At 54.7% G+C, this 15,543-nt stretch carries 23 protein-coding genes; 21 read left to right on the top strand and 2 right to left on the bottom strand.

Annotated elements, in window-relative coordinates:
• From GRS80_RS20690 to GRS80_RS10250, 14 genes are all read left to right on the top strand, one after another.
• The coding region (locus GRS80_RS20690) for a hypothetical protein (protein WP_235019711.1) at positions 1 to 242 on the top strand (242 nt) is incomplete at its 5' end.
• 183 nt (positions 243 to 425) lie between these two features.
• On the top strand, positions 426 to 923 hold the full coding sequence (locus tag GRS80_RS10305; protein WP_160047494.1) for a hypothetical protein: 498 nt from the start codon (positions 426 to 428) through the stop codon (positions 921 to 923).
• A gap of 40 nt (positions 924 to 963) precedes the next feature.
• A complete protein-coding gene (locus GRS80_RS10300; protein WP_160047493.1) occupies positions 964 to 1,485 on the top strand; it encodes a hypothetical protein in 522 nt (173 codons plus the stop codon).
• Positions 1,482 to 1,844, top strand: coding sequence for a hypothetical protein (locus GRS80_RS10295; RefSeq protein ID WP_160047492.1), 363 nt, complete (start codon positions 1,482 to 1,484; stop codon positions 1,842 to 1,844). Before GRS80_RS10300 ends, GRS80_RS10295 begins: the two co-directional genes overlap by 4 nt.
• A 68-nt stretch (positions 1,845 to 1,912) precedes the next feature.
• The gene (locus GRS80_RS10290; RefSeq protein WP_160047491.1) at positions 1,913 to 2,179 is read left to right on the top strand and encodes a hypothetical protein; all 267 of its coding nucleotides are present in this window, start codon (positions 1,913 to 1,915) and stop codon (positions 2,177 to 2,179) included.
• Between the two features lie 186 nt (positions 2,180 to 2,365).
• Entirely contained in the window at positions 2,366 to 2,551 is a 186-nt protein-coding gene (locus GRS80_RS10285; protein ID WP_160047490.1) for a hypothetical protein, read from the top strand.
• Positions 2,548 to 2,703 carry a hypothetical protein gene (locus GRS80_RS10280; RefSeq protein ID WP_160047489.1) on the top strand — a complete coding sequence of 52 codons (156 nt, stop codon included), beginning with the start codon at positions 2,548 to 2,550 and terminating at the stop codon, positions 2,701 to 2,703. The genes GRS80_RS10285 and GRS80_RS10280 overlap by 4 nt, the downstream gene beginning before the upstream one ends.
• On the top strand, positions 2,700 to 2,822 hold the full coding sequence (locus tag GRS80_RS20945; RefSeq protein WP_255455266.1) for a hypothetical protein: 123 nt from the start codon (positions 2,700 to 2,702) through the stop codon (positions 2,820 to 2,822). The genes GRS80_RS10280 and GRS80_RS20945 overlap by 4 nt, the downstream gene beginning before the upstream one ends.
• A gap of 19 nt (positions 2,823 to 2,841) precedes the next feature.
• Complete coding sequence (locus GRS80_RS10275; RefSeq protein ID WP_160047488.1) at positions 2,842 to 3,018, top strand: hypothetical protein; 177 nt, start codon at positions 2,842 to 2,844, stop codon at positions 3,016 to 3,018.
• The gene (locus GRS80_RS10270) at positions 3,008 to 3,397 is read left to right on the top strand and encodes a hypothetical protein (RefSeq protein ID WP_160047487.1); all 390 of its coding nucleotides are present in this window, start codon (positions 3,008 to 3,010) and stop codon (positions 3,395 to 3,397) included. The genes GRS80_RS10275 and GRS80_RS10270 overlap by 11 nt, the downstream gene beginning before the upstream one ends.
• Position 3,398: 1 nt before the next feature.
• The gene (locus GRS80_RS10265) at positions 3,399 to 5,501 is read left to right on the top strand and encodes a phage tail tape measure protein (protein WP_343161527.1); all 2,103 of its coding nucleotides are present in this window, start codon (positions 3,399 to 3,401) and stop codon (positions 5,499 to 5,501) included.
• A 66-nt stretch (positions 5,502 to 5,567) separates the two neighbouring features.
• Positions 5,568 to 6,350: a hypothetical protein gene (locus tag GRS80_RS10260; RefSeq protein WP_160047486.1), complete on the top strand. Its 783-nt coding sequence runs from the start codon at positions 5,568 to 5,570 to the stop codon at positions 6,348 to 6,350.
• A gap of 362 nt (positions 6,351 to 6,712) precedes the next feature.
• Entirely contained in the window at positions 6,713 to 6,856 is a 144-nt protein-coding gene (locus GRS80_RS10255) for a hypothetical protein (RefSeq protein ID WP_160047485.1), read from the top strand.
• A gap of 310 nt (positions 6,857 to 7,166) precedes the next feature.
• Positions 7,167 to 7,772 carry a site-specific integrase gene (locus GRS80_RS10250; RefSeq protein ID WP_160047484.1) on the top strand — a complete coding sequence of 202 codons (606 nt, stop codon included), beginning with the start codon at positions 7,167 to 7,169 and terminating at the stop codon, positions 7,770 to 7,772.
• Between the two features lie 271 nt (positions 7,773 to 8,043).
• Here the strand turns inward: GRS80_RS10250 and GRS80_RS10245 are convergent, their stop codons facing one another.
• Together GRS80_RS10245 and GRS80_RS10240 are read right to left on the bottom strand one after the other, a co-directional pair.
• Positions 8,044 to 8,337 carry a hypothetical protein gene (locus GRS80_RS10245; protein WP_160047483.1) on the bottom strand — a complete coding sequence of 98 codons (294 nt, stop codon included), beginning with the start codon at positions 8,335 to 8,337 and terminating at the stop codon, positions 8,044 to 8,046.
• 18 nt (positions 8,338 to 8,355) lie between these two features.
• A complete protein-coding gene (locus GRS80_RS10240) occupies positions 8,356 to 8,643 on the bottom strand; it encodes a hypothetical protein (protein WP_160047482.1) in 288 nt (95 codons plus the stop codon).
• 458 nt (positions 8,644 to 9,101) lie between these two features.
• Between GRS80_RS10240 and GRS80_RS20400 the strand changes: the two genes are divergently transcribed.
• The 7 genes from GRS80_RS20400 to GRS80_RS10205 all read left to right on the top strand — a co-directional run bounded on the left by GRS80_RS20400 (position 9,102) and on the right by GRS80_RS10205 (position 15,326).
• Positions 9,102 to 9,746 carry a hypothetical protein gene (locus tag GRS80_RS20400; RefSeq protein WP_200840366.1) on the top strand — a complete coding sequence of 215 codons (645 nt, stop codon included), beginning with the start codon at positions 9,102 to 9,104 and terminating at the stop codon, positions 9,744 to 9,746.
• A gap of 3 nt (positions 9,747 to 9,749) precedes the next feature.
• Positions 9,750 to 10,166, top strand: a complete 417-nt coding sequence (locus tag GRS80_RS10230) for a hypothetical protein (protein ID WP_160047481.1) — start codon at positions 9,750 to 9,752, stop codon at positions 10,164 to 10,166.
• Positions 10,167 to 10,407: 241 nt separating this feature from the next.
• Entirely contained in the window at positions 10,408 to 10,671 is a 264-nt protein-coding gene (locus tag GRS80_RS10225) for a hypothetical protein (protein WP_160047480.1), read from the top strand.
• Between the two features lie 923 nt (positions 10,672 to 11,594).
• Positions 11,595 to 14,366, top strand: a complete 2,772-nt coding sequence (locus GRS80_RS10220; protein ID WP_160047479.1) for a phage/plasmid primase, P4 family — start codon at positions 11,595 to 11,597, stop codon at positions 14,364 to 14,366.
• Positions 14,363 to 14,581, top strand: a complete 219-nt coding sequence (locus GRS80_RS10215) for a hypothetical protein (RefSeq protein ID WP_160047478.1) — start codon at positions 14,363 to 14,365, stop codon at positions 14,579 to 14,581. Before GRS80_RS10220 ends, GRS80_RS10215 begins: the two co-directional genes overlap by 4 nt.
• Positions 14,578 to 14,808 (top strand): hypothetical protein, encoded by a 231-nt coding sequence (locus tag GRS80_RS10210; protein WP_160047477.1) that lies wholly within the window; start codon positions 14,578 to 14,580, stop codon positions 14,806 to 14,808. Before GRS80_RS10215 ends, GRS80_RS10210 begins: the two co-directional genes overlap by 4 nt.
• Before the next feature lie 5 nt (positions 14,809 to 14,813).
• Positions 14,814 to 15,326: a hypothetical protein gene (locus GRS80_RS10205; protein WP_160047476.1), complete on the top strand. Its 513-nt coding sequence runs from the start codon at positions 14,814 to 14,816 to the stop codon at positions 15,324 to 15,326.
• Positions 15,327 to 15,543: the final 217 nt, after the last annotated feature.

The raw sequence follows: 15,543 nt of genomic DNA, 5'->3' as shown, positions 1-15,543 counted from the left end.
GGCAGTTCGTACCAGTCCACCGTATTGCGGTGGTCGGGTCCTACAGTGGCGACACGAGTTTTGAGAACACCAATTCTCAGAGTACTATGAGCGATTACACAACAGTATCCTTCCGCCCTGAGCACAAGTCAGTAGTTGACGACGCCCAGGACGCGCTTGCGGACGAACTCGGTTTCCAGCCTTCGAAGGGCGAGACTGTGGTTCATCTCTGCAAGGACTTTGTCGAAGGCACTGACCGATAACTAAGCGATCCTCTCGGTTGGTGGCACGTAACCCGTCGCGAATGCCGGTGTCGGTTGGCTCTGTTCGGGCGTGACAGCCGCGAATCAGTTACTCCCATGCAAGCCGCTCAAACCAACCCACGAAAGCGTCGTTGTACGTCGTGACGGGCGTGGCATCACCAACCGAGGCTCTTACTGATACCAATGAGTACGGCAGACATTTCGAAAGACGAACTGGATGGATTGATGGATGAACAACTTACTGACGACGTCGTTGAGAAACTAGCGGACGGACTCGGTCTTATCCACAAGGACGACCTCGAAGACGTGGACGGTTCGGGCGAATCCGAACTCGAGGCCTACAGTACCGGGGTTCAAGGGGCAGACGAGGAACTCACCGGGAGTACGACTCGAGCACAACAGGCTCACGTTGACCGATTCCAGGCGCGACAGGAACGTTCACAGAACGCCGATCCCGACGAATACGGTACTGGTATCGCGGGAAGTGATAGTTCGGGCGGTGGGCTAGCTGCCGAACGTGGGGAGGAACTCCAAGCAGTTGCGAACGGCTGTGAGACAATCAATGAGTTCGCTGCTGAAGTCGGTGTTTCACAGTCGGACGCTTCTACCATGATTACCCTTCATGGTATCCAGGGGCTTGCCGACTCTCCCGACAACTACAGCACTGGAATCGACGAATAATTGAGATGGTTCTCCGGTGGCACGATCGGGACGGGGAGCTATGTGGCTCTCTGTCCCGGAACTACCGGGGCTTGTTACCCCAGCAGTGATTCCTTCCGACTATCCATCTGTCGGCAGATGCTTCCAGGTCCATGGACCGATAGCGGTAGGATGTCCTACCGCCTCTCGGTTTCCCGTCCCCGTGACACCACCGGAGAGCACTACTATACCCAGTATGAGTACTAACGACGAATATCAAGAACGACGGATTAGTCTTCTCGAGGACCGGGTTGAACCGGAGTATCTCGAGGGGCTTACCGACGAATCAGGGGAATCGAACGACGTCGATCGAACCAAAGAAATTCTCGAGGGATACGATGAGGCGCTCCTTAGTAACGAGGACGCTGTTGCGGACGAAATTGAACGCCTCGAGAGGAAAATGGAGGCTCTTGGAGGAATTCTCCCGAAGGGTCGACGTGAAGATCTTCAGGAACAACTCGAGACGCTTCGAGCGGTCCTTGAAGCAACGAACCGTTTCCTAGACAACACGCCGGAAGCACTTGCGGAGCGGATCAACCAATGAGTACGAGTGAATCCAACACCGACGACAGTACCGAGAAGCGACGACGGAACGGAGACGCCGCTGAATGGGCTAAAGAGCAGGTCGAGAAGAAAGCGAAGCGACGTCGGAAGGCTTCGAAACCGATCGACCTGGAAGGCCAGAGTACGGATGACCACAACCTCATGAGTTCGGCCAAGATTGAGGTACTACGATTCTACGAGCGGTGTCTCCGTGAAGGCCATGAGGGTATGGCTGATGCCCTTCGAACGGCGGACAAGTTCTCGAAACAGAAGCGTCTGAAGGCAGAGTTCGAGCGTGAACTAGCGGAAGACGGTGGTATGCAGTTCGGTCCGAATGACGATGGTATTCGACGTCTTTGAGTGACCGACTTTAGCGGGATATACGGACCACATTGTGACGGACTCTTTTACGGAAAACAGGGAATACAATGACTGACGAACCTAATTCTGACGAGATTCAAAACCAGAGAGACGACGCCTTAGCGGTACTTAGCGACATTACCGAGCAGGCACGGTACAAGAGCCTTGGTGACGGACGGATTCGAAGCCCCGAAAAGGAGCGTATTCGGATCAAATACCTTCGGTTGATCGTTCAGTCCCAAGGGGAACGCCGGAAGATCCTGCGTGATAAGGAACTCGAGGAGCTGGAGGAACGGCTTGCTCGAATCGAAGAGAGACAGGGGATCGAACAGTGACGGGCAAACGCACTATTGAGCGACGACTTGACCGAATCGACGAGGGGCGAGACTATCCAGAGGTTTCCCTTGCCCAACTTATCGCAGCCGACGAACTCGAGGAGGTAGACCCGGAGCGAAACATAGTTCGGGTGGATGGACAGCTCATGAAGGACACGGTATCGCCTATTCTGAGGGATCGACTCAATGACGAGTAAGCGAAACCTCGAGAACCGGATTGATCGGATCGACAAGGGTGGGGACTATCCGAACGTATCGCTCTGTCAGGTTCTCTCTGCCGACGAGATTGAGACGGTTGACAAAGACCGTGGGCTTGTCCGAATTGATGGAACGCTCATGAAGGAAATTCCAGGGAGGGAGCTGAACCTATGAGCAAGCGAACCATCGAAAACCGGCTTGACGAACTCGAGAGTGAGTCTGACGACCGTCTCTCTATGGCAGAGTACTGGCTACGGGATATTGACGACAGTCTTGAGGACCCTACCGAACCGTGGGAAGAGTGGTTCAAGGGGGTAGATCAATGAGCAAGAAGTCACTCGAGAACCGGATTGAGAACCTTGAGAGCAGCGAGGAACGAACTCTTGAGGATTTCCCGGAGATTCTTATGCAAAATCTTCGCGAGGAGTACGGATATGGCAGGTAAGCGGTCTATCTCGAATCGCTTGGACGACCTGGAAGAGCACACTGAGGATGAGGACCCGACTGGGTTTGAGTTCAACATGTATCACGTAATGGAACGGGAGCGAGCCGAACGCGAAGGCCGGGAGATTCATGGACCGGCAGAGAACGCCGCTGACGTCGTTGACGCTGTCAGGGTGCCTATCGACAATGAACACTGAGGAACTCATTTTCACGCCGGACGGTGCATCGACTGACCAATTAGTTGCTATAGGTGGGTTCTGTGACTCACTTACTCGCGAGGGGGTGGACGTCCACCGAATCGAACTCACCGAGAGTGACGACGTCAAACTCGAGTATACGATTCTCGAGGGAACAGGCTACGAACAGGCCGACCAACTCCGCTATATCGGGGGTGCGTTCATTCCCCCACAAGGCGACGGGGATCTTGCCGACCTGAAGGTGACGGCACACGCACCGACCGGAGAGACTGCTACGTGGTGTGTCAAAGAGTCCTGGGGCGAGAAGTGGCGAAGCGGTGAATGGAGTGACGAGACGGTCGCTAAGGCGATTCAAAGGACTTTCGAGGAGGTGAACTAAGGTGGTTTTTGAACGGCTCCGTGCAGAACTCACTCTTGATGCTGGGGGGTTTAAATCTGAACTTCAGGACTCACAAGACGAACTGAGTTCGTTCGGGGATCGGGCGGCTAACCTTGGCTCGAGCCTGCAAAAGACCGGCGCTGCTATGACGGCGGGGATCAGTGCTCCGTTGGCTGGTATTGCAGCGGCTTCACTGAAAACCGCTAGTGAAGTCGAAGAAATGGAGTCGAAGTTCTCAGAGGTATTCCAGTCTTCGGCTGACGACGTCACTGAATGGGCTGATACCCATGCCGATGAAATAGGTCGGTCTCAACACCAACTCCAAGAGTACGCCGCTGGATTTGGGTCTCTGCTTGACGCTATGGGCGCGAGTACGGACGAAACGGCAGAAATGAGCCAGGAACTCACGTCCCTAACTGCTGACCTGGCGTCCTTCGAGAACATGTCGGAACAGCAGGTTCAATCTAAACTCGAGAGTGCTCTTTCGGGGCAAGGCAGAGCAGTACGCGACTTTGGTGTCAACCTTTCAGCAGCTAGAGAAGAACAAATCTTGATGAACGAGGGGATTGCTGAAAGTCGGGAAGAGGCTACTCAGGCGGAACTCGCACAGGCCCGTCTTATCGCAATTCAAGAGGATACGGCCACAGCAGCCGGTGACGCGGCCCGCACGAGCGAAAGCTTCGCCAACCAAACCCGGGCACTCAAGGCCGACATTTCGGAAATGCGGGCTGAGATAGGTCAACACCTCTTGCCGGTGGCGACGTCGTTGCTTGATAGAGTTCGTGGACTTACGGGCTGGTTTGCGGACCTTTCGGACACTCAACAACAACTTACGGTTGGTCTAGGCGCTGTGGCTCTTGCAGCAGGTCCCCTTATCGCCGGCTTCGGTACGCTCTTAACACTCATTCCGGCCATGCAAGCGGGATGGGCGGCACTCGCTGCCGTCAAGTTGGGCGCTGTCGTTCCAGCGGCCGCTGCAACGGTTACGGCCCTCTCCCCAATCCTTGCCCCTCTGGCAGCTATCACGGCCGCTGTCGGTGCGCTCTGGTATGCATGGGACAACAACCTGGGCGGAATACAGGATCTAACTCGAGACGTCGCTAGCTCCATTGTTGGCGCAATCCGTCCCGTTATATCCGTACTCCGTGACGGTGTCGGGGAAGCCGTTTCAACCCTTCAACAGCGGTGGCAGACGTTCGTCTCTGTTGTGAGACCACCGCTCGAAAGTCTATTCAACTGGTTCGGTGGGATCTACAACCAGTACGTGCAACCTGTCGAAGAAGACTTCATTCAGACAGCAGAAGTATGGCAGGCCGCATTTATGGGTTTTGTCGAGTGGATTCAGCCATACCTTCAACAGTTCTTCGACTGGTACGTTGGAACGATTCAAGATAACCTCGAGACGGTGCAAGCGTTCTGGAACGACCACGGGGACACCATCATGGCGATCGTTCGGCCGTTCGTTGAGACGGTCGAATATCTGTTTACGTCCATGATGGACACGCTTTCAACCGTTGTTCGGGCGGGTCTGGCCGTTCTCCGTGGGGACTTCGAAGGTGCCGTAACCATGCTCAACGATCTTCTCGAGCGCCAGGTTGACCGATTCACTGACTACGGTCGTTCGATGATGGAAGCCCTTGCTGACGGTATTCGGGCTATGGCTTCCGCTCCGGTGGATGCTGTGGAAGGTGTAGTTGACGACGTTCGCGATAGGCTTCCTAGCTCACCAGCCGAAGAAGGACCGTTGAGCGACCTGGATGAATCGGGCGAAGCCCTACCTCAGACCTTCGGCCAAGGAATTGAGGACGGTAGTGGCGATCTTGACCGGACGCTTGAGACCCAACTCGAGGGGATGGATTCGCCGGGTATTGAACCACTCGCTCAGGCTTCGGCCAATGGACAGGGTGGACAGTCTTCACAGGACCCACTCACTCGAGAAGACCTCACAGTTGCCTTCAAAAGAGCACTGCAAGAAGTCGTGTTCGAAACGAACGTTGACTTCAATGACCGAGAGTTCAATCGGTTCATCGACGATCGTGCCTCAACCGTGGTCGACGAGAAGCTAACCAAGAGTGCTCGTCGGGCGAGCACTCGGATGGGATAGAACGGTACTGTTATAGCGTAAGTATTAGACCACTGTACTTTTCACACAGTATTCAGATTGAGTAACATGGACCGACGAGAGTTCATTATAGCGAACGCTGTGGGGGCTACAACGATCCTTGCTGGCTGTGCTAGTGGTGACACCAGCAGCGGTGACGATACCGGCCAGGTAGACGATACAAGCGACGACAGTGACTCAGAGGGTAGTACGGACGGGAATGGGGATGAAACCGACACAGACGACGATGAGCCGGAAGAGACTGACGACGATACCGATGACGAACCGGACGATGAGCCTGAAGAAATAGAGGAAATAGACCCTCAATCGTTCGACGGCTCCGGTGACGACGTCATCGACGGTGTATCAATCGAAGGTGGCCTAACTGTCGTTGACGCTACTCACTCAAGCGGTGAACGGAACTTCCAGGTTCGGCTTGTCGACGACAGTGAGTTTGATGAGCATTTCGTCAACCACATTGGTGAGTACGATGGTCAGACAGCCGAGTTGGTGGAAATGGGCGAGTATATGCTCGAGGTAAACGCCGATGGGGAATGGGAAATAGAGGTTCAACAGCCTGTCCCCAACGACGTCGAATCACTCCCACAAGAGCTGTCCGGCGAAGGCAACCGAGTCTTTGGACCGTTCGACTTCGATGGTACACACACTGCTGACGGCGAGCACAATGGGGAACGGAACTTCCAGGTGAGCGTCTATCCCGAAGTGGGCGACTTCTCCGAAGGTGTGTTCAACGAGATCGGGGAATACGACGGTTCGACTACCTTCAGTCACGACGGCCCTGGTTGGGTTGGTATTGTAGCAGACGGCGAATGGTCTGTTTCCCTCGAGTAGGGCGAGAGCGGCGTTCTGTCCGGTTCTTTCCCTACGCTATGCTAGCATAGCGGTGTCTGTGGGGTGAGAATTCAAGGAGAACGACCTCGCGTCATAGCTTCACCTTGTGACCAGAACCACTTAAAGAGCAGAAACGAACACACCCTATAACTTGAGCAAACGAACTCCATGGCTGTACCAGAAAAACACCCCATGGCACTCGCTGCTCTATCTGACTTTTGTGACAGGGTAACGCGCGCGAGGGCTGTCCGAAACTCTCGAGGACGTCGATCGGGGAACACCACATGACCACATCACCACGTCACTTTTCGCCTCGCGTGGTGGACAGCGTTTACGTGGTTATAGCTCTCAGAACAAGTTGTATGGAGAGCAGAAAAGACATCACTGTCCCCATAGAGGAATCAATGCTTGAGGAAGTCCATGACGTGCTTGAGTACGGCGACAGCCGTGCTGAGTGGATTCGTGGTGCGATCAAACAACGGCTGATTAGAGAAATGGACGAATAGACTCGTTGTAATATACAACTCTGCATACCCTATGTCGATACCTATGCAGAGACCTATCTATAGGGATCAATGCAACCCGGTTCTCCCCACCTTTACCCCCACACTTCGACGTCGAAAACCGTACTGTAGAATCGTCTCGGTAGTAGATTCGGCTGATTAGCCCTTCCCGAGGTCTCTGTTGTGACGACTTATTATACAAGTCGGAAACGGATCGGTCACACCTCGCTTATTGACCCGTCTATCAATCCGGTTTCTCAATAACTCATGTTCTTCGATAGGTATTTAGTGCAACCTTGTTATAGAAGTCTACATGAGGCTCGAGGCTACCAGCAAGCAGGACCAATACAAGGTGTGGATGACAGACAGCGAACTCGAGCAACTACGGCGGGCGGCTGCCAACCATCGCGACGACCTCATTATCCAGCTTGGTGGCTACGTCGGATTGAGAGCCTTCGAAATTCCGCAGGTGCAACCGAAACACGTCAAACGGACCGACGACGGGGACCACTACCGGCTACGGATTCCCGAAGGCAAGGACACCACAGGGAACGGTGGAAAGCCACGGGACGCCTATCTACCCAAGGACGTCGAAGGTGACATCCACCGCTATCAGAATGCCGTAGACATCGATAGGGGAGAGCCATTGATTGATCTTACCGAACGGGGAGTTCGAGCCGTTGTGAAGCGCACAGCGGAGCAAGCAGCGGAGGAAACGGGTGACGACGACTATCTCCATGTGAGTTCCCACGATCTTCGACGTCGGTACGCACAGCGGCTTCTCGTCGATAAGCAGGTGAACCCTCGAGTCGTTATGGCGGTCGGTGGATGGGACAGTTTTCAGGCGATCGAGCCGTACTTGAACGCGCCAACTCCCGACGTCGTCAATGAGGCTTTCGAGGACGCTGGCCTAGTCTAATCCCTCTGTTGTAGCCTTCGAACCCTACCCTCGAGCGGATCAAACACTACTATAGAGACGTCTATAGCACAGAAAACAGTAAAATCCGAAGTCATTAGCTTCGGGCCGTGGCCGGTGTAGGACCACCGACCGACCGGAGTTCCAGCTCCGGTGAGTGGCTGGAGAACCAACCATGAGCCATGTCAACCGCATATGTCCCTACTCGAGATACCGTATTGACTATGATCGGCTTTAGAAGTCTACTGAACGGCGTTAGAAAGAGAGCAGTCGTCTAAAGCAGTCCTTCAGACCAAAGGTGAGCCTCGGCACAGTCGCGGCAGATTGAACCGAAGGTCTTGGTGTTCGGTAGTGCCTTGGTTTCGACGTCGTCCCCACACTCACAATTGACGACTACACGAACGCCGTTCTCGTCGAGTTCGTTCATGTGGCGTTCAATGGCCGGGCCAGTGGGAACGGTGTAGTTATCGAACGATTCGGCCCGGATCGCTTCGGGATCGACGTCAGTAGTGTCGCAGGTGTTCGTTCGCGCTTTGCCTTCCCCGTTATTTCCGTTGTCTGTGTTCATGTGAATCCCCTTAGATGGTTAGTTATCAGACTGTACCGGTCGATCCTCGAGTTCGAAGAATACCTTCAGTTCGTCATTGTCGATCTCGTCGACAAGCGGGACAATGCACTCACGAATGAAGAACAGCACTTCACTGAACGCGTGAGCAAGGTGATTTAGATGTTCGACCGTAACGTCGTTCCCGTTCGCGATGTCTTCACCGACCTCTTTGAACGCCTCAGAGAGACGGTCAATGCAGTCGTGGACTAGTTGGTCGTAGATCAACTGACGGGCGATCCGTTCCCATTCGCCGGCGTTCTCCGACATGGTTAGTTGTCTTCGAATCGGCAGCCGTCTCGGTGGCTGGCGAACTCTTTGCGTCCGGTAAGAACCTCACGGCCACAGTCGCGGCACCGAACGTAGGAGCAGCCGGTCAGATTACCGTACTTGTCGTATTCGGGGAACGGTCCTTCCCAGACGTCGCTGGTTTCGACGACTTCGCAGTCACTAGACCTCTCGTCAAAGGCGATTTGCGTAGCGTTACTCTCTTGGCTTCGGGGTTCGTAGGCGTTCATGGGTTTCTCTGAGCTTCGAGACAACCCGGCTGACGGTGCCTTCAACACCGTTGGCGATTCTCGAGTGAGATAGTCGCCAAGTGTCCGGTCTGTCTCTATCACTACTTACCGTATGTGGCAACTTAATACTTTCCATATGCAGAAACCATTTCCATATTCGGTAATCATATGTTCCCGCGTGTGGAAACCATTACCGTAAGTGGTAACACAATGAGCCAAGAGTCTATGGGCATGGGCCGACGCGCCTTGCTCACTGAATCCGAACGAGAAACGATCCAGAATCCAGAGACCAAAGACAACCCCTACGTGGCTGTCTCTCGAGTTCGAACCAAGATTGAGGACGAACTACCGGAAGACGTCGAAATACTCAGAGAACACCGCCCCGATCTACTCGAGGACCTTCAAGAGATAGTCTGTACCGACAGTCCACAAGAAGGCCACAGTACGCCGGCAGAGCGGTCTCCGGTTGAACGTGATGTTTCCCCCGAGCCAACTCCCGAACCGCGAGAGAGCGAGCCAGAGCCTCGAGAAACAATCACGGAACAGCAAGCGAAGGATGTACTCGAGGGGGCCGACGTAACAGGGCGTGGTGCTGAAACCAAAGAAGTACGTCGGAAGGCTATTCTACACGCTTGGCGGGAGCTTCGAGAGAAGGGTGAGGCAACGACACAAGAGTTAGCCAACAGCGCCTTTGACGAATACAGCGACGAACGGAAGTTCGGATATGGAGAAAGCAGTAACCATTACCGTGGATACACGTTCTGGGATTCGTGCGCTCGAGAAGTCTTCAAACAACTCCCTGGTGTTGATGCGCCCGAACAGCGAGGAAATACGTGGTATTTCACAGGTGAGTGAACTATGGGCAACGATCGCGACGACGTCGACCCGGAGAACCCCCGTCCCGAAGGGCATTATCCACGGTTCAAGGGCAATACATGGCACTACGTTCCTGACGACCTTGCACAGACTATCTCTCTAGGGCCAGCCGGCGACGGTGAACCCGGCCAAGACTGGGTGCTATCCTACACACCGGAACGCGAGAACACAGAGGACCGCGAGAAGGTGTTTGTTCGGCTTACCCCTCGAGCACTCCAAGAGCTGTATATCGAAACCAAAGACCTCTCCGTCGACGCTCGAATGCACGGCCACCGAGCCGAGTGCGACCTATGCGGTGACATGGTCGACCTCGAGAAGGCGATCCCGAATAAACGCGAAGAGCCGGTACACAGACGGTGCTATAAGGACGCCTATGGTGGACCTGTGTGGCTTGAGTGAATCACGGTTGGATGCATCGGGATTTTCGTTGAGATACGAGCGTACTTGCTGCTTCTGCTCGGGTTTGGAAAAGGATTTGTCCCCAAATTCCTTTCCATCATCCTCGAGTTCTTGCTTAGCGGTTGTGACAGTGTACTCTGAAACACCAAGTTTGTCCGCTATCGACTTCTGACTCTCATCCCCACCCCATTCCTCTAACAAATACTTCTTCGCTATATCTCGCTTCTGTCCGGGCCAGATAGTGAATGAGTTCGACGAGATACTACAGATAGAGAAAGAACGGGCTCGAGAGAGGCAAGGACAACGAACCGATCTTGATGAGAACGATACAGAAAACGACGAAGATATCCAATCCAATAGTGATGAACCTCGTGGAAACGTTTCCACGAAGTCGGACAATTCGAAAGCCCGCGATAAAGCAGCCGAGAAGGTAAACGCAGACGTATCCGGTCGCACTCTCGAAAAAGGATGGGGTGACCCACACTTGAATTATATAAAGTATTGACCCATTCTGAGACGCTTATCTAGAGCTGCTGCTATCGTTCGCGACGGTTGATTCACGCACACACCGATCGACGTCTACACCTCTAGTCTCGAGTAGACCGACTACAACCGGGTACAATCCACAACCCCCGTCTACGGATATACAGCACTTTCAGCCTTTGACTCTCTTGTTTCTGAGTGGTGTAGTCGGTGTAGTCGGTGGGGGTAGGCAAAGTCGCGTCAGTGAGACGGGAGAGTATCGCTGTGGTGTGCTCTCTGTAGAAAAGAGTTGTACCCCACCCCCCGCGACTACACCGACTACAACCCGATTCGAATACCAACTGCTGTGGCTACTCGAGCGGGTCAGATTGGCGACGTCTCGAGCAGCGACGCTATCACTCTGAAACTGCCGAGAAAACGGAGTAGAAGCCGCAGGGCCGCAGGGCGTGACATTTTATTATACTCCCCTGTACAATTTAATAGTGGCGGTCGGTTCCGCCAATAACACCTACGTAGAAGGCTCTATTTGGCGTTTGAGTCTGGTGCCCAGCACAAGGTGGCCGGACACGCAGGGCGTGACGTGTGGAAAGAATAGACCCGGCTATATGAATGTATCCCATTCCCTTTATGTTGTACTTTTCATAATGTCTGTCGTCCCTCCTTGAATTTCCAACTCGGGCGCAAAGGGTGGCTCTCTCGCACACAAAGGGTGGCTTTATATGCCAACCATCCGTACAGTCGCCGTACAAGCACAAGAGTGAGCATTCAAGCGGGGATCGGCACGCAGGGCGTGACACCTTCTGCGTTCTACACCCTTTCGGGAGACAAGCCGCCAGTTCAGACGGTGACGTCAGCCCATGGCTGTGGTATCGACACACATACTCGTGAGACTCTGAGCGCTGGGTGGCTCGAGGTAGCCGAAGCCTGCCATTGTGAGGTACGGCTATGACGGACTACGGTTCTATCCCCGATGAGTTGAAGAACCGGGATCAATGGCTGTTGTGGGACGCTTCGGCAGAAACACCACGACGTCCGCACTGGAAAGGGGACTTCTCAATCAGTTGGTCTGACCCGGACTGTTGGAACTCCTTTGAGGACGCTGTTGAAGCCGCACAGACGCGGGATAGTTGGGGGATAGGCTATGTCATGGCCGCTGATAACGACGACTACACAGCGGGCGTGTACGGCTGTATCGACATTGATGGTGCATACGACGAGAACGGCGACCTCCTCGAGTGGGTGCCAGATTTGGCACCCTTCGCGGATGCACTGACGTATATCGAATACTCCCCGTCTGGCAACGGGCTCCATATCCCGATCGTCGCGAGCGACGTGCCGGACTGGTGGTCAGACAGTCAGATTGACGACCACGAGGGTGTGGACGTACTCACAAACAAGTTCTGTACGTTCACGGGCGATACGCACCCGGATAGTGGCGGAAGTATCGCGGGTGTTGACCCGACGTCGTGGCTATTCGAAGCCTTCCAGAACACCAACGGGGAAGCTCCACGACTCAGTGACTCAATAGGGGCTCAGACGAACGATTACGACGGTGACGAGTGGCTCGAGGCCGGCGACGTCGAAGAGGCATTGGGTCATATCAACCCGGACCTCGAGTACCCCGACTGGTATCGGCTCGCCCTCGCTGTTCACGACTTTGATAGTAGCAGTCAGGGGCGTTCCATTTTCGAGTCGTGGTCACAGCGCGGCAACAAGTGGGACAAGCAGGCCGAGCGGACGGTTGAACACGTCTGGAACAACGCGGATAGCGGTTCGGGTGTCACTGTCGCGACGTTGATCCACAATGCAAAGCAAGGCGGCTGGAACGTTCCGAAGCCAAGTACCCCGGTCGGTGACGGCGGTACTGCGACTGTGGACGCGACAGACAGCGGTCCCGATGTGTCGGGCGAAGTTCTCACCCCGTCAATGGTCCGATCGTATGCCGGACTCAGGGAGGACGATAAAATAGCCGACCTGAACGACCGCCAGAAAGCCGCTTACGTGTGGGAACTCGTCAAGGAGAGTGACGAGACACACGTCCGTGTAAACCGCGAGAACGACGAACTCTGGGCGTTCGATCCCGAAACGGGGACGTGGAACCCGGACGGTGAACGGGCGCTTAGACACGCCGCACGGAAGGCTCTCGGATCGACGAACTACGGCGGCAACGTACTTGAGGAGTTGAAGAATCAGGTTCGTGCCGATCCCATGGCCGAAGTGTGGGGTGACGAGTTCGGTGTTGAAGCCGGATACGTCGCAGTCAAAAACGGTCTCTTGGACCTCGAGAAAGCATATAACGACGAACCGGACGCTCTCAGAGACCTCAAACCCGAAGACTACGCGCTTACCAGAGTGCAGGCCGACTACGATCCCGACGCGGATGGCAGTGTGTGGTATCCGTTCGTCGGTGAAGTGGTCGAATCCAGCATGATAAACACCGTTCAAGAATACGCTGGCCACTGCATCCATAGAGAGAACCTGTTTGAACGTGCGCTACTACTCGTTGGTGGTGGTGAGAACGGTAAGAGTACGTTCTTGAATACGATGGAGGCGTTCTTGGGGGACGATAATGTGACGGGTGTGTCACCCTTCGACTTCGGCGAGAAGACGTCTCTCGCTGAAATGCACGGCGGTCTAGCGAATATCTCGGTTGAACTCGAGGGCGGCTCGCTCCAGGGGAAGAATCTCGCCAATTTCAAGAAGTTGACCGGCGGTGACTCAATCCAGGCGAAGCGGCTGTATCAAAGCCCGTTCAAGTTCACCTACGACGGTGGGATGTTGTTCGCGACAAATGAAGTGCCGGCCGTCCCCGTGAGTGACGATGATACCGCGTTCTGGCGACGGTGGATCATCGTCCACTTCGATAATCAATTCCCTGAAGGGTCGGACAAGCGTGACCCGGAACTCGGCAAGAAACTCAAACAGCCTGAAACGCTCTCGGCTGTGCTCAACTGGGCGATCGAAGGGTGGGGCCGGTTGATGGAAAACGGCGAGTTCGATAAAGTACCACCGACGCCGGACGAAACCCGCCGGAAGTGGCAGAGTTGGGGCGACTCTGTGGATTACTTCTTGTCGAATGTAGCACAACACGACCCTGACGCTCCGAATATCAGTACGAATGAGGCGTGGGAAGTGTACCGTGCATGGTGTCAGGAGAACGGCCACGACTTTGTAGGGCAGAACAAGTTCACGAATGCGGCCAAGGATTCGGACCTTGGATACGTTACGAGTGTCCGAACCGATCGGAAGGCGCACCCGGTTCGCGGGTACAAAGCGTTCGGGACTGTTGGCGATTCAGCTGACCCCATAGAGATTCTTGAAGGTAACAATGACGACCGTGACGACGGTCACAACGCCGGATTAGATGGGTTCGACCCTGACGACAACGCCGAGAAGGACACTGACGTCGACGAGACAGACGACACTTCCGGTGAATCAGACGGCGGCAACACCGATAGCGGCCAAGAAAGCGGGGGTGAGGGTGGCGACGACACGGATTCACTCGAGGGTGAACCACTTGCCCCGCATATCGTTCACTACGTCCGACAGAACCAGAACGGGCGTGACGGTGTGGACCATGATGAATTGGTCGACCACTTACAGAGTCGGGGCGCTGCCGAGAAAACGATCGGCTACTGGATAGACGAATTACTGGCACCTGACGGGGATACGGCGGAAAATATGGCCGAACCATCGGAGGGAGTATATCGTGTATGAGTTCAGAACAAACCGACCTCGAGCAAGCCGTTCGTGAGTGCGTTCGCGAGCACCACGATCGTGGCAACAGCCACGTAAAGACACCGCACGTCGCCAAGGAGTTGGACGTCCCCGCACAGCGAGTATCGCCGTACATGGGCGATATGGTCCGTGAAGGGGCGCTGGAAGTGTGGCGTGACTCGACGAACGCGACAGTCTACCGAATCCATCTATGAGTACACGACAATCCGACCTCGAGCAGTTCGATAGCCCGAAGCGCCCACCGAAAGGCGGACTCGAAGAATGCGACCGTCCCCGCTGTGGCTTCGAGACGGAGTATCACGGCAACTGTGACAATCCAATAATCCCCGGAATGGACGTCTGCCACAAGCACCTGGAGCACTCGAGTGCGTTCGACGACGTCGACGAGACAGACGACCAGCCTGTGTGGGAACGGAGCTGATATCAATGAGTGAGTCAGCTCCTTCAGACGTCGGTAGCGGCGAGTTCGTATACCCGAATCCAGAGGCCGGCGAGACGTTCGTTCGAACCCTTATTGAGCACAGAGATTTCTGCTACTGGTGCTGTGCTCCCTTGGCTCCTAACCCTGTTGTCCAATTCCCCGATGAACCCGAAGGCTGGCCGCTCGAGACGTCCAAGACCTTCGATGAGTACGGCACTCCGGTCGACGACGTCCCGCCTGATCGGACGGATGGCCGAGGCCAAGTCGTTGAACCCTCTCGAGAAGAACGAACTATCTGCGGAAACTGTGGTGTGCTGGATACGGGACCACAATACCCCCGTAGCAAAGAGACGACGAGACAGGCGCTTACTCACGTTCTGTCGATTCTCGACGAGAACGGCGTTATCACGAATCCTATGATAGCCAATCTTGTAGTGGATGAGGCCTTCGCCGAACGCAAAACCGGACAATTCTGCCAAGTTATTGGAAAAGCTATCTATCGCTCCATATCGGATTAGTCACTAGTAGTCAACCTTCTAAGCCAACTCCATGGAGGGATAATTATAAGAGCTTGGGGATGGTAGTGTATTGTAGGTCGCCCCCACCGTGTAGATCGTCCAAACGGGCCGTCGAATCGGTGGCAGTTCGTACCAGTCCACCGTATTGCGGTGGTCGGGTCCTACAGTGGCGACACGAGTTTTGAGAACACCAATTCTCAGAGTACTATGAGCGATT

This window comes from Natrialba sp. INN-245 (assembly GCF_009807105.1).
Taxonomy (GTDB): domain Archaea; phylum Halobacteriota; class Halobacteria; order Halobacteriales; family Natrialbaceae; genus Natrarchaeobius; species Natrarchaeobius swarupiae.
Note: the sequence above shows the minus strand (reverse complement) of the source record. Positions and strands in the feature narration are given on the sequence as shown.

Excerpts from the sequence above, each read along its gene's own strand:
- GRS80_RS10305 (WP_160047494.1), top strand. The coding sequence starts at position 426 with ATGAGTACGGCAGACATTTCGAAAGACGAACTGGATGGATTGATGGAT.
- GRS80_RS10300 (WP_160047493.1), top strand. The coding sequence starts at position 964 with ATGTGGCTCTCTGTCCCGGAACTACCGGGGCTTGTTACCCCAGCAGTG.
- GRS80_RS10295 (WP_160047492.1), top strand. The coding sequence starts at position 1,482 with ATGAGTACGAGTGAATCCAACACCGACGACAGTACCGAGAAGCGACGA.
- GRS80_RS10290 (WP_160047491.1), top strand. The coding sequence starts at position 1,913 with ATGACTGACGAACCTAATTCTGACGAGATTCAAAACCAGAGAGACGAC.
- GRS80_RS10285 (WP_160047490.1), top strand. The coding sequence starts at position 2,366 with ATGACGAGTAAGCGAAACCTCGAGAACCGGATTGATCGGATCGACAAG.
- GRS80_RS10280 (WP_160047489.1), top strand. The coding sequence starts at position 2,548 with ATGAGCAAGCGAACCATCGAAAACCGGCTTGACGAACTCGAGAGTGAG.
- GRS80_RS20945 (WP_255455266.1), top strand. The coding sequence starts at position 2,700 with ATGAGCAAGAAGTCACTCGAGAACCGGATTGAGAACCTTGAGAGCAGC.
- GRS80_RS10270 (WP_160047487.1), top strand. The coding sequence starts at position 3,008 with ATGAACACTGAGGAACTCATTTTCACGCCGGACGGTGCATCGACTGAC.
- GRS80_RS10260 (WP_160047486.1), top strand. The coding sequence starts at position 5,568 with ATGGACCGACGAGAGTTCATTATAGCGAACGCTGTGGGGGCTACAACG.
- GRS80_RS10255 (WP_160047485.1), top strand. The coding sequence starts at position 6,713 with ATGGAGAGCAGAAAAGACATCACTGTCCCCATAGAGGAATCAATGCTT.
- GRS80_RS10250 (WP_160047484.1), top strand. The coding sequence starts at position 7,167 with ATGAGGCTCGAGGCTACCAGCAAGCAGGACCAATACAAGGTGTGGATG.
- GRS80_RS10245 (WP_160047483.1), bottom strand. The coding sequence starts at position 8,337 with ATGAACACAGACAACGGAAATAACGGGGAAGGCAAAGCGCGAACGAAC.
- GRS80_RS10240 (WP_160047482.1), bottom strand. The coding sequence starts at position 8,643 with ATGTCGGAGAACGCCGGCGAATGGGAACGGATCGCCCGTCAGTTGATC.
- GRS80_RS20400 (WP_200840366.1), top strand. The coding sequence starts at position 9,102 with ATGAGCCAAGAGTCTATGGGCATGGGCCGACGCGCCTTGCTCACTGAA.
- GRS80_RS10230 (WP_160047481.1), top strand. The coding sequence starts at position 9,750 with ATGGGCAACGATCGCGACGACGTCGACCCGGAGAACCCCCGTCCCGAA.
- GRS80_RS10220 (WP_160047479.1), top strand. The coding sequence starts at position 11,595 with ATGACGGACTACGGTTCTATCCCCGATGAGTTGAAGAACCGGGATCAA.
- GRS80_RS10215 (WP_160047478.1), top strand. The coding sequence starts at position 14,363 with ATGAGTTCAGAACAAACCGACCTCGAGCAAGCCGTTCGTGAGTGCGTT.
- GRS80_RS10210 (WP_160047477.1), top strand. The coding sequence starts at position 14,578 with ATGAGTACACGACAATCCGACCTCGAGCAGTTCGATAGCCCGAAGCGC.
- GRS80_RS10205 (WP_160047476.1), top strand. The coding sequence starts at position 14,814 with ATGAGTGAGTCAGCTCCTTCAGACGTCGGTAGCGGCGAGTTCGTATAC.